Here is a 21,223-nt window from a genome sequence, read left to right on the forward strand (position 1 = left end):
CTCCATGAATAACCAGTCCGCACCGCCTACAGCGTCGCGCGTCTTATCAGACGCGCAAAGGCCGCTGTAGCACTTTGAAGTGCTGCATGTTTTTATCCTTTAATCGGCGACGATTAAAGGAAACATGCAGTGGCGGTGCGGACGTTCGCTGAGAGGATCAGTTGCCGATCGCGGCAGTGATCGCCGCGTTTGCCTTCGCTACACCTTCGCTGAGAGCCGTCTTTGCATCCTTCTGTCCAGCAAGCATCGCCTCGAATTCTTCGTTGAGAATGTCGCGAACCTGCGGAAGGTTGACGAGGCGAACGCCCTTCGAATTTTCGGTCGGCGCCTTGCCCATCATTTGCTTGATCGGCGTTTCGCGACCCGGATTCTTTTCATAGAAGCCGGACTTCTTGGTTTCCTCATAGGCTGCGAGCGTCACGGGCAGATAACCAGAGACCTGGTGGAGTTGGGCCTGGGTTTCCGTTTTCGAGAGGAAATGGAAGAACTCGGCCACGCCCTTGTATTCGGCATCACTCTTGCCGGCGAAGACCCAGAGGCTTGCGCCACCGGGAATGGTGTTTTGCGGGCCATGGCCTTCATAATAGGGAAGCTGGCCGACGCCATAATTGACGCCCGACTTCACGATGTCGCCCAGACCGCCGGAAGATTCGGTGAGGATGGCGCATTCGCCTGACATGAAGAGCTGCTTTGCTTCCGAGGTGCGGCCGCCGTAGCGGAAGGTACCGTCCTTGGCGAGGTCGGCAATCGACTGGAAATGCTCGACGAACAGCGGGGCGTCGATCTTCAGTTCCACTTCGAGGCCGGCAAGCCCGTTTTCGTTCGTGCCATAGGGTACATTGTTCCAGGCAGAGAAGTTCTCTGTCTGGATCCAGGTCAACCAGGTCGAGGTGAAGCCGCAATTTGCCGCCCCGCTCGCCTTGATTTTCTTCGCCGCCTCGAAGACCTCAGGCCATGTGGCCGGCGGCTTTGCCGTATCGATGCCGGCCTTCGCGAAAGCGTCCTTGTTGTAATAGAGAACCGGGGAAGACGAGTTGAATGGGAAGGACAGCATGGTACCGTCCGGTTTGGAATAATAAGCAACGATCCCCGGCAGGTACTGATCCTTGTCGAACTCGTAGCCGCCCTTCTTAAGAACGTCCGCCACCGGGACCACCGCGCCCTCGGCACCCAGCATCACGCCGCTGCCTGCGTCGAAGACTTGCAGGATGGCGGGAGCCTGCTTGGAACGGAAGGCGGCGATACCGGCATTCAGCGTCTCGGCATAGGTCCCCTTGAAGACCGGAACAACCTTGTATTCCGACTGGCTTTCGTTGAACTCCTTGGCAAGCCGTTCAACCGTTTCGTTGTTGGCGCCGGTCATTGCATGCCACCAGGCAAGTTCCGTCGCCGCGAAGGCGCTCGAGGTGGCAAAGATCGAAAGCGCAGATGTGGCCGCAAGGGTCCATTTCAAAGCTCTCATGGCGGTTCCTCCCATTGGTAAGACGATAAGTCCCGATGCTCAGACACGTCGACTCTCCTCAATCGGACGCGCCCGACTTTCGCAGCGAAAGTGCGCCGATTAAAAACGAACGATAACGAACCCGCAAGAGAAAACTGGAACGGAAAATTCGCAGATTTTTCATAGTGGAATATTCGTTCTGCTTCATATGCGAATGGCGGATGAAGCGGCCAAACGGACAGAACGAGATGGAGCCAGGCAAGCTGCGGCGGTGACATGGAAATTCTCGAGCGGCCGGCGATCGCCGGCCGCGAAAAGATGGCGCCTGTTTCAGACGAGCTTGATGAGAACGACGCCCGCAAGCAGCAGCAGCACCCCGGCAAGGCGCAGGCCCGACACCGGCCTTTGCGACAGGCGGAACAAGCCGTAACGATCGACGAACACGCTTGCCACCTGCTGCCCCGCGACCGTGAAACCAACGGCGGCAGCGGCGCCGATCACCGGGATCGCCGTAAAGACCGTGGTGACATAGGTCGCTCCGGCGAGACCGCCGAGCCAACCCCACCAGGGCATAGCCTGCACGCCGACAATGTTGGGACGGGGTATCTTCTGTCCGGCGAGCGCCAAGAGCAGCACCGTTGCCATGGCGAGCGTAGCGACGAAGAACGAGATCGCGCCCGCCGCAAACGGCGCACCGCCAAGATCATGGCGCAGCAGCGCATTGACGGCCCCCTGGACCGGGAGCACCGCACCGGCCACGAGTGCCAGGGCGATCCATCCAAGCTTGTCGGCCTCGATCTTGTCCTTTCCGCCTTGGCCGAACACAATCATGCCGACGCCGATCAGCACGACGAGCGTACCGATCGCGGCTCCGACCCGAAGCCCGGTTTGCACGACACCCAGCAGGCCGAAGCTGTCGAGCGCGAGAGAGGCGAGCATCTGCCCGGCGATAAAGAGCCCGACGGAAACGACTGCGCCGAGGCGGGGGAAGAGAACAATCGTCGAGACGACGTAGACGGCCGAGGCAGTGCCTCCGACGAGATGCCACCACTTAGCCTGCGGAACGGTCGCAAGCACGGCCAGTGTCCCGGTGAACAGGGCGACCAGAACCAGCAGGCCGGTGCCGATCGCGAGTTGGAGCGTGGTCGCCACGAACGGCGATCCGACCGCTTTCGAAAGTTGCGCGTTCGCGCCGGCCTGAACGGCGAGCAGACCGCCCGCGACGAGAGCCAATGGGACAAACAGGGTCTCCATGACGGGACCTCCTTGATGAGAATGACGTTGGACGGATGGGAGAAAAGGGATCAGGCGGTGATGCGCTCGCGAAACGGCAGCCGCGGCACGACAAATCTGGTGTCTCCATCGACCGGCCCATCCGATCATGGCTACTTAGTTAGACCGTGCTTTCTCGCAGCGCGATCTGTTGCTTTGCCGAGTTCTTCTGCATATTTGCACATCCGCAGCCACGACGACCGCGCAGGCCGACGCAACACCGGTGGCGTAATCAGGCGAGGTCGACTTGGCGGATCCGATCAATAGTGGCGCGCTGCAACTTCGCTCGCTCGATCACCAACCGTAGCTTTGGGCAATCATGCACAGCCATCACCGTATCGACTGGGAAGATCTCCGTTTTGTCTTGGCGGTCGCGGAGGCAAACTCCCTCGCCGCTGCCGCCCGCGTGCTCGGCGTCAATCACACCACCGTGCTGAGACGCGTTGGATCGTTCGAGCAGAAACTGGGAGTTCGGCTTTTTGATCGCCTCCCTTCCGGCTACACGCTGACAGCCGGGGGCGAGGAACTGCTCGCGGTGGCACGCCAGATGGCCGAGACCGTTACGGAACTCGAACGCCGACTGACGGGGCAGGACCTGCGTCTGGAAGGTAGCCTGCGCATCACCACCACCGACACGCTCATGGCTTCGATTCTGCCGTCGATATTGGCAGCCTTCCAGCAGCGCCATCCCGGCGTCCTCCTCGAGGTGAGCACGTCGAACGCTCTCGCAAATCTCTCCCATCGCGACGCGGACGTCGCCATTCGACCAGCGGTCGATTCACCCGATGCCCTGGTTGGCCGCCGAATAGCGAGCGTTGCCTTCGCCGTCTATGCGTCGCCCGCCTACCTGCGGGAACGCGGCCTCGCTTCGATCGAGAAGATCAACTACGCAAACGAACGCTGGATTGGGCTCGGCGATGCGCTTGCCTCTACAAGCGTCGCACGGTGGATGCGGGCGACGCTGTCCTCTCCAGCGGTGCTGCTTTGTGACTCACTCGTTACGGCGCGTGAAGCTGCCGCAGCCGGCATCGGCCTTACCGCCCTGCCGTGCTATCTCGGCGATACGACAGCCGGTCTGGTGCGCGTCGGCCCGCCTGTCGTTGAAATGACGAGGGAACTTTGGCTTCTCACCCACGAGGATCTCCGCCGCACGGCCCGCGTCAGCGCCTTTAGCGAGTTTGCGGGCCAGGCACTTGCTAAACAACGCCCGCTGCTCGAAGGGCATCTTCCCTTGGAACGCTCCCGCTAGGGAATTTACCCCTAGGCGGCGGGATCTGTCCTCTGGTTCAGTTGGTCGAGCGCTTCGGCGTGGAGCGTCTCGTTTGCTGCCATCAGGACCGTCTCGTACCGGCTCGCGTCGGTCAGCGTCCGGCCCTCCCAGTCCGTAACGATACCACCCGCCCCTTCGATGATGGGTATCTGCGGAAGGATGTCGTAGTCAAACACGTTGCTCTCGACCAGAAGGTCGATGCTACCAAGCGCCAGCAGGCCGGCGGCGTAGCAATCATGAGACATTCGCGTGAAGCGCGCCCCCGTGGCCAGCCGCGAGAAGCGCTCTCTGGCATCGAGATCGAACTGCTCCAACGCCGACGTATATACGATTGCCTCCTTGAGGCGGGCCGTATCGCTCGTTCGGACTGGCACACCGTTGAAGAGCGTCGGGCTTGTGCGTTGGCCGACCCAGCGCTCGTTCGTGATCGGCTGATCGATAATGCCGAGGACCGGCGCGTCCTGATGCAACAGAGCGATCTGGATGCCGAACGCAAGGGAGCCGGACGCAAAGGATTTCGTGCCGTCAAGCGGATCGAGCACCCAAACCCATTCCGCCTCCGCATTTGAAGTGCCAAACTCCTCGCCGCGAACACCGTGGCCGGGAAAGCACTTCTCGATCATCCGTCGCATCGTCATCTCGGCAAGGCGATCGGCGACGGTAACGGGGCTGCTGTCCGCCTTGGCGGCGATCTCGAGCCGCTGGCGAAAATAGGGACGGATAACGGTAGCGGCGGCATCGGCCATTTCGTGGGCGAATGCCAGAAACGCCGGCGGACAGACATTTTCGGCCGTCATTCTTGGACCTTCTCGGCTTGGGTTGTAATTCTCTGCAACAGGCTTCTGACCGTATCGACCTGCCGGCGGGCGGCGACGGCCTCCTGGCGCAACCGAGCCTGCTGATTGCCCGTTCCGATCGCGGTGAAGCTTGGCGAGCGGGCGGGAATGAACGGGTCTCGGGCCTCGGAGGCAAACCGGAGTGCCGGTGCGAAATAGCCCTCCTCCTCTTCCAGCCCGAAGGCCAGAACCTGAGGCTTGTCGCGGCCAAGCAGCAGGAGTTCCACCAACATCGCAAGCATCGGCAAGTCGCCGTCTCCAGACAGGCAGGCGAGATGGGCCCAACCGCCACGATCGGGTCTCACGAGGCAGTCCTTGACATGCACCTCGGTGATGTATGGCGACTGGGCGATCAGGGCCGACATCGGCATTTCAAATGCATTGATCATGTTGCCGAAATCGAACAGAAGGCTGAGGCGCGGATTGGCGACCGCCTCGATAATCCGGATCAACTCCGCCGATTTGAGATCCTCATGCTGTTCAAGCGTGAAGCGGAGCCTGCCGTCTGGATCGAGTATCTTAAGCCGGCGGAGATCTGCGATCGTCCATTCGACGATCTCAGAGACGCGCCCCTCGTAGCGCGGATAGCAGCGAAGCGAAGTGGCGCCTGTGGCAAGCGCAATGCGCACCGCATCCGAGAGCCCGGGCAGCTCCGTCGTGCTGGTTTCGACATGCAGTTCCAGGCCGAGCCCGCCAATCGCTGCCCCAAAGGCACGCAGCTCTTCGTCCGGCATTCTCGCGAGACTGGCCTGCTCGCCGTCCTCGACATGAATCTTGAGGCCCGAGAGGCCCTGAGCTTTGGCGAATTCAGCCAGATGCAAGGGCTTCATGCCGCCAAAGCGGAAGTTCAGATGAAAGGCATAGGCATGAGCAAAAAGCGGCGCGCATCGCGCCCGTGCAGCCAGCTGCGCGCGGCTCTCAGCGGACAAGCCTTCTATCCTCTGTCGCCAATTCGGACGAGGCGTCATTTCCCACGGCATATCGGTCACCATCCCCGGTTCCTTCCCGCGCTGCGTCAGGCGGCAAGAACGAGCAGGTCGCGATCAGAAATGCTGACCTCGACCGGGGTGCCGACCGAAGGCGGCGGTCTATCGGGTTGATTGAACGTGTCGAGCGAGACGAACTGACCGGCAACCGCGACCCGGATGCGGATGACCGACCCTAGGAAATGCACCTCCGCGATATGGCCGGGGAGAACGACGCTGCCTTCGCCTTTTCGCCCCAGCGCCACGGTTTCCGGCCGAAGCGCCAGGCTCACCCGGTCTCCAGCCCGGCCAGGCAGCTTACGGTTCAGCGCCACCGGCAGATCCCCCAACCCTACCCGCCCTGCGGCTGCGTCGAGGAGGCTGGCGTCCAGGAGATTGAGCGTACCGACGAACTGCGCCACGAAACGCGTCGCCGGACGATTGTAGATTTCAAACGGTGTGCCGACCTGATCGGCAATGCCCTGATGCATGACCACGACCCGGTCCGACATCGACAACGCCTCTTCCTGATCATGCGTCACGAAGATGGTGGTGATGCCGAGCTCGCGCTGGATGCGGCGGATCTCCTCCCGCAGGCTCGTGCGTATCTTCGCATCAAGCGCCGACAGCGGCTCATCCAGCAGCAGAACCTGCGGTCGGATTGCCAGTGCGCGCGCCAAGGCGACCCGCTGCTGCTGGCCGCCGGAAAGCTGGAACGGGTAGCGTTCGCCAAGATTCGGCAGGCCGACCATCTCCAACATTTCGCCGACACGTGTGCGAATGTCCGCCTTTCCTTCACCCTTTATTCGCAGCCCGAACCCGACGTTCTGCTCGACTGTCAGGTTGGGAAAGAGCGCATAGGCCTGGAAGACCATCCCGATGTTGCGACGGTTGGCAGCAAGCCCGCTGACATCGCGCCCGTCGATGCAGATCGCGCCTGATGTTGGCGTCTCGAAACCGGCGACCATACGCAGGACCGTGGTCTTGCCGCAGCCGGAGGGCCCGAGGAAGGAGATGAATTCGCCCTTCTCGATGTTGAGATTGAAATCCTTGACGACGCGATGCGCGCCAAAGGACTTTTCCAGTCGAAGGATATCGAGAAAGGCCATGGTCAGCGCCTCACGGTGGAGAATTTGGAAAAGCGGGTGAAAAGCTGGATCAGCCCCATACAGGCCCAGGTAATGGCAAAGGCCACCGCCGCGAGCGCGGATGGTTCATAGGCTCGGTTGCCGCCCATCCAGACCATGTAGGGACCGAAGGAGCCGACGTTGAGCAGGGCGGCAAAGACATATTCGCCGATGACGATCGCGAAGGTCAGGAACGCCCCCGACAGTATTGAGACGAAGACGTTCGGCAGGATGACGACGGTGAGAATGCGCGCCCAGCCGGCCCCAAGGCTCTGTGCTGCCTCCGTCAGGCTGCCGATATCGATGGTGCGAAGGCCCGTATCCACCGAACGATACATGTAGGGGAGCGACAGCGTCGCATAACCGAACAGAAGCAGGAGATTGGTACCCCACCAGCTTCCCGTCAACGGCAGGACCGAGGACGTGTTGTAGATGCGGATATAGCCGAAGACGATGACGATCGGCGGAATGACCAGCGGCAGCAGCGTGAGGAACTCGACGATCGGCCGCAGGCCCGGAAAACGCAACCGCACGAAATAGGCGGTGGGGACCACGATCAGGATACCGAGCACGATCGTCAGCAGCGCCAGCACGACCGAATAGCCGAAGGTCTGCTGGAATTGCGGATCGGCCAGCACGACACGGTAGGCTTCGAAGCTGTACCCATCGCGCTGCATGCGCATCGAGAAATCGACCATGCCGACGAGCGGCAGCAGGAAGTAAAGCCCGCCGAGGACGACGGCGAGCCAGGACCAGAGGCGTCTCTCCGTCATTTGACCCACCTTTCCGCGCGCATGCGCAAGAGGATGTAGATTGCATTGGCAATCGCGGTCAGCAGGATCATGGCGAAGGCAATGGCGTAGCCCAGATGCGGGTCATTGAGCACGTCGCCGCGAACCTGCGCGAACAGCACGATGGGGGCGATCGAGAGCGACGAGCCCGTAAGGGCGATGGCGGTGGCAACCGCTCCAAAGGCATTGGCGAAGAGCAGCGCCAGCGTGCCGAGCAGCGAAGGCCAGAGCACCGGCAATGCGACCATGCGCCAATATTGCAAGCCGCTGGCGCCAAGGCTTTCGGCCGCCTCGCGCCATTCGCGCCGCAACCCTTCCAGGGCGGGGGTGATGATCAGCACCATCAACGGGATCTGGAAATAGAGATAGGTAAGCGCCAGGCCCAGAAACGAGACGATGTTGAAGCCGGCCCCGTAGAGATTGATGCCAAACCAATGGCGCAGCAGCATCGTCACGAAGCCGAGGCGGCCGAGCGTTGCGATGAAGGCGAAGGCGAGCGGCACGCCGGCAAAGTTCGAGGCGACGCCCGAAAAGGTGAGAATGGCACCGCGCAGCGGGCGCGGGAGACCACCGAGCGTGATGGCGGCAGCGATCAGGAAGCCGAAAAGACATCCGAGCGCCGCCGTCAGCAGGCTGAGTTCGATCGATATCCAGAAGGCCGACCGTATGGAGGGTGACAGAAGTTTGCCAAGGTTCTCCAGCGTCACCTGTCCCTCAGCGTTGCGGAACGCGCCGAGCACGATGTTGAGTGTCGGCAGGATGAGGAAGAGCGTGGCGAAGAGGAAGAAGGGAGCAACCCCGAGCCAGCTGAAAACCTGCCGCGGCCGGAACGCCGTCGGCAGGGATGCGACGCTTGTCGTCATCGGATTTGTCCCTGGAATAAATTGCGCCAAAGCGGGCGAGAGGCTTCGTGCGAGCCTCTCGCCGGCCGAAAGACTTATTTCACGTTGGCGCCGACCACCTTGTCCCAACCCTCGACCACGGCGGTCTTGTTGGCGGCAAGTTCGTCGACCGTCGGGAAGATCGCCTTTTCATAGGCTTCGGCCGGCGGCAGCTTGTCGAGCAGATCCTGCGGGAACTTGCCGGCCTTCAGCATGGCGTTGAAGCGCGCCGGGTGGCAGTAGCCCTTCAGCCAGCCGGTCTGGCCCTCGTCGGAATAGAGATATTCCATCCAGAGCTTGGCGGCGTTCGGATGCGGCGCATAAGCCGAGATCGCCTGTACATAGACGCCGGCGACGACACCGCTTGCCGGTACGACCACGTCCATCGGCGGATTGCCTTTCAGCGCGTCCCGCCAGGCCAAGAGATTGTAGTCCCAGGCAGCGACGATCGGCGTCTGCCCCTGTGCGATCGTACCGGCCTTGCCGAGCACCGGCACGAAGTTGCCGGACTTGTTCAGTTCCGCAAAGAGTTCCAGGCCCTTGCCGCCGGATTCCGTTCCAGGCTTGGCACCGCGCGAAATACCGGCCGACATCAATGCGAGGATTGCCTGCGCCGAGGACCGCGGGTCGCCGGTCAGCGCCACCGCCCCGGAATATTCCGACTTCGACAGATCCGACCAGTCGGTCGGTGCGGTCTCAAGCAGGTCCTTGTTCACGCCGAAGGCCATGACGCCGTAATAATCGCCGTACCAATAACCCTTGTCATCCTTGATATTGCCGGGGATTTCGTCCCAGGTCGCCACCTTGTATGGCTGAAGCAGGCCCTCTTGCGCGGCAGCCGGCGCGAAGGCCAGGCCGAGATCGACGACATCGGGGGCCTGCGACCCCGTATTTCCCTTGTTCGCCCGGATTGCTTCCAGCTCATCGGCCGTACCGGCGTCAGGGTTCAGTTCGTTGACCTCGATGCCCGGATACTTGGCCTTGAACCCCTCTATGACCTCGCCATAGTTGCACCAGTCGTGCGGCAGAGCGATGACCGTCAGCATGCCTTCCTTCGTGGCGGCCGTGACCAGCTCTTTGGCGGCTTCAGCGCGCGCGAGACCCGGCAGCGCCGCTGCCAAGGCAAGCGTGGAGACGAAGGCGCGGCTCATTGCGCGCGATACAAGCTTCTTCATGAATTCCTCCTGTTGACCGTCAGCGACGGATCGTGGGCGATGGCTGTTTTTTTCCTTGCATCCGGTCGTCGGCACCGCCGCCTGGCCCGGTTCCCCCGCACCTTGTCTGCGTCCTGCGGGGGCTGCATCGGTGCGTTTTTGTGTAGGGACAGGATGTAACAATTGGACGACGAAGGAACGTCCATTATGATGCATTTGACTGTACCAATTTTGAAAGACGCATCGATGGTCAAACAACTTGAAGGCCCTATCCTGCCTTTCCTTCGCCTCGACGCCACGATCGCGCTGCCGAAATTCCGCCAGGTGCAGGACCAATTGCGCGCGGCGATCCTCAAGGGGCACTTGCGCGCCGGAACAAGGCTGCCCGCAAGCCGCATCCTTGCCGAGGAGTTGGGCCTGTCGCGCCAGACCTTGGTGCGGGTGCTCGAGAACCTGAAGGCGGAGGGCTACCTGGAGGCACGACAGGGAGCCGGCACTTTCGTGTCGGCCGCCCTGCCCCGCCCATCCGCCAACCGCCGCTTCACCCCAATTCGGCGAGATGCCGCGGAGAGCGCACCGCCGCGCCTGTCGCGTATCGGCGACCTCTCACGCCTGATGTCGGCCGATATCGGCCAGATGGAAGACAGGCCTTTCCTCCCGAATCGTCCGGCGCTCGACCGGTTTCCTTTCGCCGTCTGGCGCAAATGCTGGAATTCGGTGACGCGCGGCGGCAAGGCCGTGGCCTTGGGCTACGGCGACGTTGCGGGCGAACTGGTTCTGCGGCAGAGGATTGCCGAATATCTGGCCCTGCATCGGCGCGACCCCTGCGATCCCGAGCAGATCGTCATCACGCCCGGCGGGCATGCAGCCTTCACGCTCGCAGCCCTGGCGCTTGCCGATCCTGGCGATGGCATCTGGTTCGAGGATCCGGGGCCCGTGACGACCAGCAACCTTTTCCGCACGCTCGGGCTGCGGCTGTGTCCGGCCGATGTCGATGCAGACGGCATGGCTGTCGAAAGCGTCATGGCGCGCTATCCCGATGCGCGGCTCGCCTTCGTGATGCCGTCGCGCCAGCACCCGCTCGGCATTACCCTGTCGCTGCCCCGCCGGCTTGCCCTGCTCGAATGGGCACGGGCAAACGATGCCTGGATCATCGAGGACGATTACGACAGTGAATTCCGTTATGACGGTGCGCCGCTGCCCTCCATGCGCTCGATCGGCGGCTCCGACCGGGTGATCTACGCGGGCAGTTTCAGCAAGGCGCTCTACCCGGGAATCCGCGTCGGCTATCTCGTCTTGCCGCCGCAGCTCGTCGGGGCCTTTCGCACGCTTTCGGGGTTGATCCATCGCAGCGTGCCAGTGGAAACCCAGCTCGCCCTTGCCGAGTTCATCGGCGGCGGTCATTTTGCCAGCCATCTGCGCCGCATGCGCGGCCTTTACGCCGAGCGCCGCGAGGCCTTCATCCAGGCCGGACGAGAGACCCTCGCCGGACTCGCCCGCATCGACTGCTCCGAAAGCGGGCTCAACGCGCTCGCCTGGCTGGAGGGAGGCCGGGAGGACCAGGCCCCGCACCGCGCGGCGCTCGATGCGGGGCTGCAATGTTATCCGCTGTCCGACTATACGATCGCGTCACCCCAGCCCGGGGCGCTCATTCTCGGTTATGCCGGCGTTCCGGCGGATCGGATGAGACCTCTTCTTCTTCGGCTGGCCGAGGCGATCGCCCGAAAGGAAGGCCACATCGGGAAGGTCTCTTGAAAATAAGATCGAGCGTTCGCATTTGAGGTGACGTCGCAGTGTCAATAACTGCGCAAGAATTGTTATTGTGGCATGCTGTAATGCAATCGGAGGTGTCACATAAACGTTTCCATTGGTGACCGCTGGGAAGCCTTTGTATCCAACATCGTGAAGGACGGCCGTTACGGTTCCGCCAGCGAAGTCGTGCGGGAACGACTGCGCCTGGTCGAGGAACGCGAACAGAAGCTGAGGGCTCTGACCAGCCTGCTCAACAAATCGATTGCCGACGGCGGTGAAGCGTCGGATGCAGATATTAACGCGGCGCTGGAGGCGAAGGCCGCCCAACTAACCAGGGAAGGCTTCTAAGCGTGCCGCAGCTTCGTATGCTGCCTTCGGCACTCACTGACCTCGTCAATATTCTCGAATACATCACCTAGCTTGGTCGTCGGCCGTCGCTTTGTCGGGGAACTCCGGCAAAAATGCCGGACACTGGCCGACCTCCCCGGCACCCTCGGCCGAGCACGGCCGGAATTGCGTCCCGATATCCGCAGCTCGGCGTTCAAGGGATACGTCATCTTCTTCCGCTATGTCGACGAACGTTTTGAGGTAGTCAACATCATCGAGGGACACCGCGACATCGACGAGCTGTTTTCTCCGGTCGACACGGACGAGTAACTCCCAGGCCCAGCTAACCCAACCGCCTATTCTACGCGCGTTCGGCGGGGTGGCGGCCCTCGGCAACCAGCCGCCGGCGCGTTGCCGCTCGCCCCACGACAATCTGCTCAATGAGCCGCACGGCTGAAGCGCTACGGTGGGATGTATTGGGCGTTCGGCTCGGACGGGAAGACGGAACTGTCTATGACCGGCAAACCTTCGATGCCGCGCACGGCTGTGAGTCCGATTGAAAATTGGCCATCAATGCATTCTATGCAATCAATGACTAATGGAGGCGTTCAACATGGCCAGCATTACCATTCACAACATCGACGATCGGATGAAACAGAGGTTGCGCGTCCGCGCGGCGACCCACGGCCGTTCGATGGAAGACGAGGTACGCGACATCTTGAAAATGGTGTTGGCGCAGCAGGAGGCAACAGCGGGAAACCTCGCTGGCGCTATCCGCGCCCGTTTGCAGCCGCTTGGCGGCGTCGAACTGGAACTTCCCGCGCGCGAACCGATCCGTGACGTTCCGCATTTCTCCGCCCTATGATCGTTTTCGACACAAACATCATACCGAACTGCTATTGCCGGCTCCGGAGCCCGCGGTTGTCGACTGGCCTGCGGAACAGCCTTCGGCCGCGGTCTTCACGACCACGATCACCGAAGCCGATCCTATATGGTCTACGCCTGCTTCCCGATGGGCGCCGCCGGCGTGACCTTGAAGCGGCAATCTTGCCGATCTTTGCGCAAGATCTCGCCGGTCGTGTCCTGCCGTTCGATCGGGAGGCCGCCGACGTTTACGGTTTAATTGCAACTGAGCGGCGCAAGGCCGGTCGCCCGATTAGTCAGTTCGACGCGCAGATCGCCTCGATCGCCCTCTCCCGCGGCGCCGCGCTGGCAACCCGGAATGTTTCGGATTTCGAGGGTGTCGGTTTGGTGATCGTCAACCCGTGGACGGTAGATGTGGACGGTAGATAAGGTGGTCGAACGCCCTCATTCTCGGCTATGCCGGCGTTCCGGCGGATCGGATGAGACCTCTTCTTCTTCGGCTGGCCGAGGCGATCGCCCGAAAGGAAGGCCACATCGGGAGACCAGGCGGTTGAGGAGCTTCTCGACCGTCAAAGCCCAATCGTTCGGCTCTTGCCTATCGCCGCGAGCTCGCCGGGCCACCATGTAACCGATACCCCGCAACATGCCGCTCCGCCTTCTCTGACGTCATTGTCGGACGGCGCGCAGCGGCTTGCCACTACGCTGCGTCACGCCGACACCCGGTGCAACACCGACTTCGGCATTGGAGGCCGCGAGCAGCGGTTTGCCGCGCACCATGTCGGAGGCCCGCTCCGCCAGCATGATCGTCGGCGCGTTGAGATTGGCGTTCGGCTCGGACGGGAAGACGGAACTGTCGATGACCCGCAAACCTTCGATGCCGCGCACCTTAAGCTCGCTATCGACGACCGCCATTCCATCCTCGCCCATCCGGCAGGAGCCGCAGGGGTGATAGGTGCTCTCCATGGTCTCACGCACCCAGGCGTCGATCTCGTCATTCGTGCGAACATTCGCCCCTGGGGCTATCTCCTCGCCCCGGAAACGGTCGAAGGCCGGCTGGGCGATGATCTCGCGCGTCAGCCGCAGGCAGCGGCGGAACCCTTCGCGATCCTCTTCGCGGTCGAGATAGTTGAAGAGGATGTCCGGCTGCTCATGGGCCTCGGGAGAGCGTAGCCGCACATAGCCCCGACTCTTCGGCTTGTTCGGCCCGGTCAGCACCATGAAGCCATGGCCGTCGAGCGGCTTCTTGCCGTCGTAGCGCATCGCCGCCGGCAGGAAGTGGAACTGAACATCAGGCCACTGAAGCGAGGCGTCGGAACGGATGAAGCCGCCACTTTCGAAGTGGTTCGAGACCGAGAGCCCCTTCTTGAACAACAGCCATTCGGCGCCGATCAGGGCCTTGCTCAGAAGTCCCATCTTGCCATTGAGCGTGATCGGCTCCTTGCAGGCATATTGGATATAGACCTCGGAATGATCCTGCAGGTTCTCCCCGACACCCGGCAGATCGTGCAACACCGCGACGCCCGCCTGTTGCAGAACCGGCGCCGGGCCGATGCCGGAGCGCTGCAACAGGTGGGGCGATCCGATCGGGCCCGACGAGATAAGCACTTCGCGGTTCGCCCGTGCAGCAACATGTTCGCCAGCAAGTTCGTACTCGACGCCGACGGCGCGCTTGCCTTCGAGCAACACCCTTCGTGTCATGGCATGCGTGACCACGGTGAGGTTCGGCCGGTCCATCGCCGGCTTCAGATAGGCATTGGCCGTCGACCAGCGCACGCCGTTCTTCACGGTCATGTGCATCGGTCCGAAGCCTTCCTGCATGTATCCGTTCGGATCGTCGGTGGCGATGTAGCCCGCCTCGCGACCGGCATCGACGAAGGCGCGGTAGAGCGGGTTTTTCATCTTGTTGCCGGCATTGGTCGCAAGCGGCCCGGAGGCGCCGCGATAGCTGTCGCCGCCGTCCTGCCAGCTTTCGGCCCGCTGAAAATAGGGCAGGCAATTGGCGTAGCGCCAGCCGCGCGCCCCCAGTTCCTCCCACTCGTCGAAGTCCCGAGCATGGCCACGCATGTAGACGAGCCCGTTGATCGACGACGAGCCGCCGATCACCTTGCCGCGCGGGCAATGCACCCGGCGGCCGTCGAGACCGGGTTCCGGCAGGGTCATGTATTTCCAGTTGTACTTCGTTCCGTTCATCGGAATGGATAGCGCCGTGGGCATCTGGATGAAGATCGACTTGTCGCTGCCGCCGAATTCCAGCACGAGTACCCTGGTGGACGGATCCTCCGACAGGCGGTTGGCAAGCACGCAGCCGGCCGACCCTGCGCCGATGATGATGTAATCGTATGTGTCGCTCATGGCGGTGATCTCCGGTGTCACGGGTATTGGCCCCAGCCGCGGCCGCGGGCGAAGAGCCGGGTCAGCACGTAGTGCACGGCACCTGCGGCAAGGCAGGACGGCACGGAGGCGGTCAGGTATTTGAAGGCCGGCAGGCTCGCGAGCGTCTGCGGGTTGAAGACGGCGACATAGACGATGAAGCCGACCGCAAGAGCGAAGAGCCCGATGGGGTTGAAGCCCGCGCAGAAGCGGTAAGGTCCGTTTTCCTGCGGCCCGTGCAGGCTGCGCATGTCGAGCTTCTGGCCACGCAGGAAGAAGTAGTCGGCGATGCCGATGCCGGCGAGTGCGGAGTTAAGCGCCGAGGTCCATACCAGGAAGATGAAGAAGCCGTCGTACATCTGCGGGTAGAAGATCACGAGCCCGAACGGGATGAGGCAGAAGAGGAACAGGATCGTGCCCCAGGAAATCGCGCGCACCGACGCCGTGCCGACCTGCCTGAGGCCGACAATGGACGTGTAAAGGATGTTCGCCATCGAGGTCATGTTGGCGAAAGCGACAAAGAGCAGCGCCACAATGCCGATCATTGGGCCGGCGATCTTCGTCATCCAGATGGTCGGATCGCTTTCACCGAGTGCAACCGCCGCAAGCAGACCGACGATTTCGCCAAGCGCGGCCGCACCGAAGATGCCGAGAATGTTTGGCCAGAAGGCGGTGCGCTCGTTCTTCGTCAGCCGCGCCAGATTGCCGATATAGGGCCACCAGGAGAAGCCGGCGGCGAGATTGACCTCGACTGCGACGACGAAGTTCAGCGTCTTGTCCTCGAAGGGCGGCGCGAGCGCGGGAAGTGCCAGAAGCTCGCCGATCGAATGGTGACTGAGGATGAGGTAGAGCATCGCCACCATCAACAGCACCAGCGCCGGCGAAACGACCATGTTGAAGAACTTGATCGAGGTCGGCCCCTTGGCGACGATGAACCAGGTGAGAAGGATGGCGCCAATGGCGGCGACGATCATCTTGGCGCCGGTCGGATTGGCGGCTTCTCCGGAGCTCAGCGCCATAAGGCCGTCGATCGAGCGGCCGAACATCATCGCGAGGACCGCGAGCCAGCCCATGGTGAGCACAACCACAGCAAGCACATAGACGACGCGGCTGCCGTTGTAGCCGAACTGACTGCGCAGCGCGACGAATTGCTCGACACCGTAGCGGCCCGACATGGGCGTCGTGGCGAGCGCCGTCAGAACGACGCCGACGATGTTGCCGATGACGATGGCGGCGATGCCTTCCTTCGGCCCGACGAAAAGACCGACGGAGCCGCCGATCAGGAAGGCCCAGGTGGCGATCGCCAACGCGGAGTTGGCATAGGTGAATTCCCAAAAGCCCCAGAGCCTTTCGGATGGCAGCAGCGGCGCGTCGCCGCGCTCGGCGGCGGCGCGGTTGCGCGCCGCCTCTGCCTGTTCGGTTTCGACGGATGCCAGCCGGCCCAGTGCAACGTGATCGGTCATCTCACGCCCCCCAGAACCAGAAGCCGACGACCAGCAGCAGCGTCAGCACGGTCATGCCGGTGTAGTCGAGCTTGGTCATCCTGCCCTCGAAGCGGTCTCCAGCCTCGATGTCCTCATAGATGCGGGCGCGCCGAGACAGTTCGCTCTGCCAGGCGATATCGTTGTGTTCCATTGTCGTTCCCCTTTTCGCGTCGCGCCTTTTGGCGTCTTTCCCGCGAAGACAGTCGCGGCTCCATCAGCCGCCGATCTTCGGGAGCGGGCGAACCCGCTTCCGGCTACCGAACCCGCACGGGCTCGGAATAGAAGGGCAGCCGGTCGATCCTCGGCGACCAGCTGCCGTTTTCGACAACGCGCCGCACATGGGCGGCAATCTCCTCCATCGGCGCGAACCAGACGTCGCCGCGTGTGAGAACCTGTTCGAGAAAGCGGTGCACCACCTCCCAGCGGGCCAGACGGCCGGTGGCAAACGGATGGACGACCGGCACCCAGAGCGCGCCATGGCGATAGGCGGCCTCGAACTCCTGCGCAAAGGCGGCAAAGCCCTGTTCCGGCGCCCGGATCGGCATCATGTAGTCGAGGTCCATCGACTGGACGTATTGCGGCCAATCGTCGAGACCCCAATGCGAAGGAAGTTCAACGAGGCGCCCGACATAGCACTCGAGGAGGTAGGGAATATCGTCACCCATCAGTGAGGCGTCATACTCAAAGCCACGCGACACCAGGAGATCGGCGGAGCGATGGGAGAAATTGTAGAGCGGTGCCCGCCAGCCACGCGGCCGCTTGCCGCTCGCTTTCAAGATCACTTCGATGCCACGATCCAGCCAGTAAGCCTCTTCGTCATCGGAAAGCTCGCGCGGGTGTTCGTGCAGGAAGCCGTGGTGAGCAAGCTCGTGACCGCCTTCGAGGATGTCCTCGATCGCCTGTGGATACTGCTCGATGCACCAGGCCGGCACGAAGAACGTCTGTTTGATGCCAAGTTGCCGGTAGCTCTCGACGATGCGCGGGATCGCCACCTTCGGCCCATATTGCAGCATCGAGATCGCCGAGACGCGGCTGTGGCCATCCTCGGGATGGGCGATATGGATGAGGCTGTCGGCATCCATGTCGAAGGTGATAGAGGCGGCGCACTTGGCGCCATTCGGCCAAGGGATGGGGTTGCGGATCATGGCATGATGCTCCCGCCGTTGCTGCCGATCCCCTGACCGGTGAAGTAGCGTCCTCCGGCCCCGGCAAGGAACAGCGCGAGTTCACCGATTTCCTCCGGCTTGCCGAAGCGGGCAAGCGGGATCGCCAACTCCCGAGCACGCCATTCCGCGCTCATATGGGCGGCACCCAGCATGTCCGTATCGATCGGACCTGGGCAGATGGCGTTGACGAGGACGCGTGGCGCGAACTCCTTCGCCCAGGAACGCACCAGGCCGAGCACGCCGTGCTTCGAGGCGACATAGGGCGAGAATGTCTCGCGGCCATAATAGGCCATGTCGGAAGCGATCATGATCAGCCGGGCCGGCGCCTCGGCCGTTCCGTTCATCAGCCCGAGCGCCATTTTGCCGACGAGGAAGCTGCCGCGCAGGTTGACGGCGATTACCCGGTCGAAATCGGCAACCGGCGTTTCGAGCAGCGGCGCCTCGTGGATGACGCCGGCGCAGTGAACGACGACATCCAGTCCACCGAACGTCTGCCGCAGCGCCTCGCCGACGGCGGCGACGGCGCCTTCGTCAGAAACATCGCAGGCGAGCGTGAGCGCCTCGGCCGCTCCTGCCCGTGCGGCCGCCGCCGCGGTCTCCTCAGGTTTGCGGATGTCGGCAAGCGCAACGCGCGCGCCGGACGCGGCGAAAGCCAGCGCACATGCGGCGCCGATGCCACGATAGGCGCCGGTGATGAGAACACGCGTGCTCATGCCATCACCTCGCCGCGGTCGAGCATCAGTGCCTGGCCCGTCATATCCTTGGCGCCGTCAGAGGCGAGGAAGAGATAGGGAGCAGCCAGATCCTCCGGCTCGAGCAGCCCCGGCAGAACCTGTGCGCCGACGATCTCGGCCAGGAGATCTTCTTCGCAGCGCCCGGTACGCAACGACATGTTCCTGAGCGACAGCATCGCTGCTTCGGTGCGCACCCAGCCCGGGCAGACGGCGTTGACGCGGATCCCCTTGCCGGCGAGTTCCTTCGCCATCACGCGGGTAAAGCCGAGGTTGGCATGCTTGGAGGCGATATAGGCCGAGAACTCCGGCACCGCGACCCGGCTCCAGATCGACGCGGTGACGACAATGCGGCCGCCGGCCGCCATATGCGGCACCGCGTGGCGGGTGACGTAGAAGGTGCCGTTGGTGTTGATATCGGTGATGCGGCGGAACGTGTCCTCGACGGCATCACCTTCTTCGGTGAGTGGCGTGATGCGCTCCAGCCCGGCATTGTTGACGAGAACGTCGATCCGCCCAAGCGGCGCAAGTGTCGCCTTCACCGCGGCGCTGTCGGTGATGTCGCATTCGAGCGCGGCGATCCTGCGGCCGAAACGAGCCGACATTTCGCGGGCTGCCGCATGGATGCCGGCGCCGGAGGAGAGGATGGTCACTTCGGCTCCGACAGCAGCAAACCCCTCGGCCACGGCGCGGCCGATACCGCGGCTCGCGCCGGTCACCAGCACGTGTTCGCCGGAAAAATCGTAACGGATGCGCCCCATGGTCTCAGCCCCTCTTCGCGTGCATGACGCGGCCGATCAGGTTCATCAGCACCTGCGCGGCGAGGATCGACGTGGAACCGGAATGATCGTAGTCCGGCGCAACCTCGACCAGGTCGATACCGACAATCGTGCCGCGCTTGGCAAGTGCCGCAAGGATCTCCAGAACTTCGTAGTAGATGAAGCCGCCATGGGACGGCGTGCCGGTGCCGGGCGCGATCGAAGGATCGAAACCATCGATGTCGATGGTGACATAGTAGCGGACGCCCGACGGTACGCGCGCGACGACAGCTTCCGTTCCCAATGCGCGGATCTGGCGCACCGAGAGGATGTCCGAGCCCATGGCGCGGGCATCCTCATATCCCTCCTTCGCAGTCGAGGAGACGTTGCGGATGCCGAGTTGCGAAAGGCCGCTGACATAGGATTTCTCCGCCGCCCGGCGCATGGGGTTGCCGTGGCCGTAGCGAACCCCATGGCGCTCGTCGACGAAATCGAGATGCGCGTCGATCTGGACGATGTGGATCGGACCGTTCCGGGCGCAGTCCTCAGCGAACGCATTGATGCAAGGGATGTTGACGGAATGGTCGCCGCCCAGCACCACCGGCAACGCACCCGCGGCCAGGATCTTGCGCACCCCGAATTCGATATTGGCGTGGCTCTTCATCGTGTCGGTGTGCACGATGTCGGCGTCGCCGATATCGACGATCGAAACCTTGTCATTCGGCAAGTAGGTAGCGTCGTCTTCGTGGTCATAGGCGCCGCCGTGGCCAAAGGAAAACAAGGTCGAGGCCTCGCGGATGGCGCGCGGTCCGAAACGGGTGCCGGCACGCCATTGCGTGCCGCAGTCGAAGGGCGCACCCAGGATCGCGATGTCGGCGTTTATCGCGTCCCAATCCGGCTGATAGGGATATTTGCCGAAGGTGCAGATGCCGACGAAGGGCAGGTTCAGTCGACCGGAATCGTAGGAATTGCTCGCCATGTGTCTCCTCCACAGGTGAAGGAGTGTGCGGAAGGCCGATACCTTTAAAAATATCTATGATTGGATGTTTAGTTGTGACTTAATCAATGCATGATCAACAAGGTTCGTCACCGCGTTCTCAATCTGTCGCTCGGCGACACGGAGCTCAGGCTGCTGCGCGTCTTCGCCTCCGTCGTCCAGTATGGCGGCTTCTCTTCCGCGCAAACCGCGCTTGGAATGACGCAGGCAACGATCTCCACCCATATGCGCCATCTCGAGGATCGCCTGGGCTTGCGGCTCTGCAGCCGCGGGCGCAGCGGCTTCCTGCTGACGGACGAGGGGCGCCTCGTCTATGAGGCGACGCTGGAACTCTTCGGATCGCTGGAGAAGTTCCAAAGCCGGGTCGGCGAGGCGCAAGGTGAGCTGAGCGGCAGCCTGACCTTCGGCACCGTGGATGCCATGATCACCAACAGGGATCTCGATCTTCAGGGCGCCCTTGCCGCCTTCCATCGGCAGGCGCCGCGCGTGCATCTCGAAATCGACGTCGCCGCGCCGCAACTCCTGCAGCAGGGGCTGCTGAGTGGCGGCTATCAGATCGTGCTGATGCCATCGGTCGGTAGCGTCACGCCACATTTCCGTACCCAACCGGTCTTTTCCGAGGTTCAGAAACTCTATTGCGCGCAAGGCCACCCGCTCTTCGGCGTCGCGGATGGGGCAATCACGACGGAGCTTCTGGAGGCGCAGTCCTTCGCTGGCCGTACCTATATGCTGAACGAGACGATTTGCGGCGTGAACTTCCGCTGGGCGGCAGCCACGCCGCATATGGAGGGAACGCTGCTGCTTCTCCTCTCCGGCGCCTATATCGGCTTCCTGCCAGATCATTATGCCGAGGAATGGGTGCGCAGCGGTCGCCTTCGGCTGCTGGCGCCGGAGCGTATGGCCTTCGAGGACATGTTCCACATCGCTCACCCACGCAACAAACCGTCGCGCGCCGCCGAGACGCTGGCGCGCGCCATTGTCGAAAGTGTGCGCACCCATCGTTGACGGCGGCGGCCGCAGCCCACGCGAAGCGCCTG

At 62.6% G+C, this 21,223-nt stretch carries 21 protein-coding genes and 1 pseudogene; 7 read left to right on the forward strand and 15 right to left on the reverse strand.

The features are described from left to right. Positions 1-157: 157 nt before the first annotated feature. Both ugpB and QM996_RS25570 read right to left on the reverse strand, forming a co-directional pair. The gene (gene ugpB / locus QM996_RS25565; RefSeq protein ID WP_334196726.1) at positions 158-1,462 is read right to left on the reverse strand and encodes a sn-glycerol-3-phosphate ABC transporter substrate-binding protein UgpB; all 1,305 of its coding nucleotides are present in this window, start codon (positions 1,460-1,462) and stop codon (positions 158-160) included. 309 nt (positions 1,463-1,771) lie between these two features. After that, on the reverse strand, positions 1,772-2,695 hold the full coding sequence (locus QM996_RS25570) for a DMT family transporter (protein ID WP_334196727.1): 924 nt from the start codon (positions 2,693-2,695) through the stop codon (positions 1,772-1,774). A 337-nt stretch (positions 2,696-3,032) separates the two neighbouring features. Between QM996_RS25570 and QM996_RS25575 the strand changes: the two genes are divergently transcribed. Continuing rightward, entirely contained in the window at positions 3,033-3,962 is a 930-nt protein-coding gene (locus QM996_RS25575; protein WP_334196728.1) for a LysR family transcriptional regulator, read from the forward strand. 11 nt (positions 3,963-3,973) lie between these two features. Here the strand turns inward: QM996_RS25575 and QM996_RS25580 are convergent, their stop codons facing one another. The 6 genes from QM996_RS25580 to QM996_RS25605 form a co-directional block, all read right to left on the reverse strand. Then, a complete protein-coding gene (locus tag QM996_RS25580; protein ID WP_334196729.1) occupies positions 3,974-4,780 on the reverse strand; it encodes an inositol monophosphatase family protein in 807 nt (268 codons plus the stop codon). Then, on the reverse strand, positions 4,777-5,748 hold the full coding sequence (locus tag QM996_RS25585; protein WP_334196730.1) for a sugar phosphate isomerase/epimerase family protein: 972 nt from the start codon (positions 5,746-5,748) through the stop codon (positions 4,777-4,779). Before QM996_RS25585 ends, QM996_RS25580 begins: the two co-directional genes overlap by 4 nt. An 86-nt stretch (positions 5,749-5,834) precedes the next feature. Beyond that, positions 5,835-6,893, reverse strand: a complete 1,059-nt coding sequence (locus QM996_RS25590) for an ABC transporter ATP-binding protein (RefSeq protein ID WP_173520034.1) — start codon at positions 6,891-6,893, stop codon at positions 5,835-5,837. Positions 6,894-6,895: 2 nt separating this feature from the next. Continuing rightward, positions 6,896-7,684, reverse strand: coding sequence for an ABC transporter permease (locus QM996_RS25595; protein WP_334196731.1), 789 nt, complete (start codon positions 7,682-7,684; stop codon positions 6,896-6,898). Continuing rightward, positions 7,681-8,565 (reverse strand): ABC transporter permease, encoded by an 885-nt coding sequence (locus tag QM996_RS25600; protein WP_173520036.1) that lies wholly within the window; start codon positions 8,563-8,565, stop codon positions 7,681-7,683. Before QM996_RS25600 ends, QM996_RS25595 begins: the two co-directional genes overlap by 4 nt. 74 nt (positions 8,566-8,639) lie before the next feature. Then, positions 8,640-9,734: an ABC transporter substrate-binding protein gene (locus QM996_RS25605; protein WP_247960086.1), complete on the reverse strand. Its 1,095-nt coding sequence runs from the start codon at positions 9,732-9,734 to the stop codon at positions 8,640-8,642. Between the two features lie 249 nt (positions 9,735-9,983). Here QM996_RS25605 and pdxR point away from each other — a divergent pair, with 249 nt between their 5' ends. The 5 genes and pseudogenes from pdxR (at position 9,984) to QM996_RS25630 (ending at position 13,109) form a co-directional block, all read left to right on the forward strand. Then, positions 9,984-11,492, forward strand: a complete 1,509-nt coding sequence (pdxR, locus tag QM996_RS25610) for a MocR-like pyridoxine biosynthesis transcription factor PdxR (protein WP_334196732.1) — start codon at positions 9,984-9,986, stop codon at positions 11,490-11,492. 99 nt (positions 11,493-11,591) lie between these two features. Further along, positions 11,592-11,837, forward strand: coding sequence for a type II toxin-antitoxin system ParD family antitoxin (locus QM996_RS25615; RefSeq protein ID WP_334198670.1), 246 nt, complete (start codon positions 11,592-11,594; stop codon positions 11,835-11,837). 72 nt (positions 11,838-11,909) lie between these two features. Then, positions 11,910-12,146: a type II toxin-antitoxin system RelE/ParE family toxin gene (locus QM996_RS25620; RefSeq protein WP_334196733.1), complete on the forward strand. Its 237-nt coding sequence runs from the start codon at positions 11,910-11,912 to the stop codon at positions 12,144-12,146. A 283-nt stretch (positions 12,147-12,429) separates the two neighbouring features. Beyond that, positions 12,430-12,681, forward strand: a complete 252-nt coding sequence (locus QM996_RS25625) for a FitA-like ribbon-helix-helix domain-containing protein (protein WP_334196734.1) — start codon at positions 12,430-12,432, stop codon at positions 12,679-12,681. Continuing rightward, positions 12,678-13,109, forward strand: a pseudogene (locus QM996_RS25630) (type II toxin-antitoxin system VapC family toxin). Before QM996_RS25625 ends, QM996_RS25630 begins: the two are co-directional and overlap by 4 nt. A gap of 237 nt (positions 13,110-13,346) precedes the next feature. On the opposite strand, the gene betA reads toward QM996_RS25630, so the two are convergent. The 7 genes from betA to speB all read right to left on the reverse strand — a co-directional run bounded on the left by betA (position 13,347) and on the right by speB (position 20,168). Beyond that, positions 13,347-15,032, reverse strand: a complete 1,686-nt coding sequence (gene betA, locus QM996_RS25635) for a choline dehydrogenase (RefSeq protein ID WP_334196735.1) — start codon at positions 15,030-15,032, stop codon at positions 13,347-13,349. A gap of 17 nt (positions 15,033-15,049) precedes the next feature. Further along, complete coding sequence (locus tag QM996_RS25640) at positions 15,050-16,513, reverse strand: purine-cytosine permease family protein (protein WP_334196736.1); 1,464 nt, start codon at positions 16,511-16,513, stop codon at positions 15,050-15,052. Between the two features lies 1 nt (position 16,514). Further along, entirely contained in the window at positions 16,515-16,685 is a 171-nt protein-coding gene (locus tag QM996_RS25645; RefSeq protein ID WP_247959965.1) for a hypothetical protein, read from the reverse strand. A gap of 103 nt (positions 16,686-16,788) precedes the next feature. After that, positions 16,789-17,679: a polysaccharide deacetylase family protein gene (locus tag QM996_RS25650; RefSeq protein ID WP_334196737.1), complete on the reverse strand. Its 891-nt coding sequence runs from the start codon at positions 17,677-17,679 to the stop codon at positions 16,789-16,791. After that, positions 17,676-18,413 carry an SDR family NAD(P)-dependent oxidoreductase gene (locus QM996_RS25655; RefSeq protein WP_334196738.1) on the reverse strand — a complete coding sequence of 246 codons (738 nt, stop codon included), beginning with the start codon at positions 18,411-18,413 and terminating at the stop codon, positions 17,676-17,678. The genes QM996_RS25650 and QM996_RS25655 overlap by 4 nt, the downstream gene beginning before the upstream one ends. Continuing rightward, positions 18,410-19,192: an SDR family NAD(P)-dependent oxidoreductase gene (locus tag QM996_RS25660; protein WP_334196739.1), complete on the reverse strand. Its 783-nt coding sequence runs from the start codon at positions 19,190-19,192 to the stop codon at positions 18,410-18,412. The genes QM996_RS25655 and QM996_RS25660 overlap by 4 nt, the downstream gene beginning before the upstream one ends. 4 nt (positions 19,193-19,196) lie before the next feature. Further along, positions 19,197-20,168 carry an agmatinase gene (gene speB / locus QM996_RS25665; RefSeq protein WP_334196740.1) on the reverse strand — a complete coding sequence of 324 codons (972 nt, stop codon included), beginning with the start codon at positions 20,166-20,168 and terminating at the stop codon, positions 19,197-19,199. A 90-nt stretch (positions 20,169-20,258) separates the two neighbouring features. On the opposite strand from speB, the gene QM996_RS25670 reads away from it, so the two are divergent. Beyond that, entirely contained in the window at positions 20,259-21,191 is a 933-nt protein-coding gene (locus QM996_RS25670) for a LysR family transcriptional regulator (protein ID WP_334196741.1), read from the forward strand. The last annotated feature ends 32 nt before the right edge of the window (positions 21,192-21,223 follow it).

It is taken from the genome of Sinorhizobium chiapasense (genome assembly GCF_045277575.1).
Classification (GTDB): Bacteria; Pseudomonadota; Alphaproteobacteria; order Rhizobiales; family Rhizobiaceae; genus Ensifer; species Ensifer chiapasense_A.

Bases quoted from the DNA above. Each gene is read 5' to 3' on its own strand.
- QM996_RS25645 (WP_247959965.1), bottom strand. From the start codon at position 16,685: ATGGAACACAACGATATCGCCTGGCAGAGCGAACTGTCTCGGCGCGCC.
- QM996_RS25570 (WP_334196727.1), bottom strand. From the start codon at position 2,695: ATGGAGACCCTGTTTGTCCCATTGGCTCTCGTCGCGGGCGGTCTGCTC.
- pdxR (WP_334196732.1), top strand. From the start codon at position 9,984: ATGGTCAAACAACTTGAAGGCCCTATCCTGCCTTTCCTTCGCCTCGAC.
- QM996_RS25625 (WP_334196734.1), top strand. From the start codon at position 12,430: ATGGCCAGCATTACCATTCACAACATCGACGATCGGATGAAACAGAGG.
- QM996_RS25655 (WP_334196738.1), bottom strand. From the start codon at position 18,413: ATGAGCACGCGTGTTCTCATCACCGGCGCCTATCGTGGCATCGGCGCC.
- QM996_RS25605 (WP_247960086.1), bottom strand. From the start codon at position 9,734: ATGAGCCGCGCCTTCGTCTCCACGCTTGCCTTGGCAGCGGCGCTGCCG.
- QM996_RS25575 (WP_334196728.1), top strand. From the start codon at position 3,033: ATGCACAGCCATCACCGTATCGACTGGGAAGATCTCCGTTTTGTCTTG.
- speB (WP_334196740.1), bottom strand. From the start codon at position 20,168: ATGGCGAGCAATTCCTACGATTCCGGTCGACTGAACCTGCCCTTCGTC.
- QM996_RS25670 (WP_334196741.1), top strand. From the start codon at position 20,259: ATGATCAACAAGGTTCGTCACCGCGTTCTCAATCTGTCGCTCGGCGAC.
- QM996_RS25580 (WP_334196729.1), bottom strand. From the start codon at position 4,780: ATGACGGCCGAAAATGTCTGTCCGCCGGCGTTTCTGGCATTCGCCCAC.
- QM996_RS25640 (WP_334196736.1), bottom strand. From the start codon at position 16,513: ATGACCGATCACGTTGCACTGGGCCGGCTGGCATCCGTCGAAACCGAA.
- QM996_RS25650 (WP_334196737.1), bottom strand. From the start codon at position 17,679: ATGATCCGCAACCCCATCCCTTGGCCGAATGGCGCCAAGTGCGCCGCC.
- ugpB (WP_334196726.1), bottom strand. From the start codon at position 1,462: ATGAGAGCTTTGAAATGGACCCTTGCGGCCACATCTGCGCTTTCGATC.
- QM996_RS25600 (WP_173520036.1), bottom strand. From the start codon at position 8,565: ATGACGACAAGCGTCGCATCCCTGCCGACGGCGTTCCGGCCGCGGCAG.
- betA (WP_334196735.1), bottom strand. From the start codon at position 15,032: ATGAGCGACACATACGATTACATCATCATCGGCGCAGGGTCGGCCGGC.
- QM996_RS25660 (WP_334196739.1), bottom strand. From the start codon at position 19,192: ATGGGGCGCATCCGTTACGATTTTTCCGGCGAACACGTGCTGGTGACC.
- QM996_RS25590 (WP_173520034.1), bottom strand. From the start codon at position 6,893: ATGGCCTTTCTCGATATCCTTCGACTGGAAAAGTCCTTTGGCGCGCAT.
- QM996_RS25595 (WP_334196731.1), bottom strand. From the start codon at position 7,684: ATGACGGAGAGACGCCTCTGGTCCTGGCTCGCCGTCGTCCTCGGCGGG.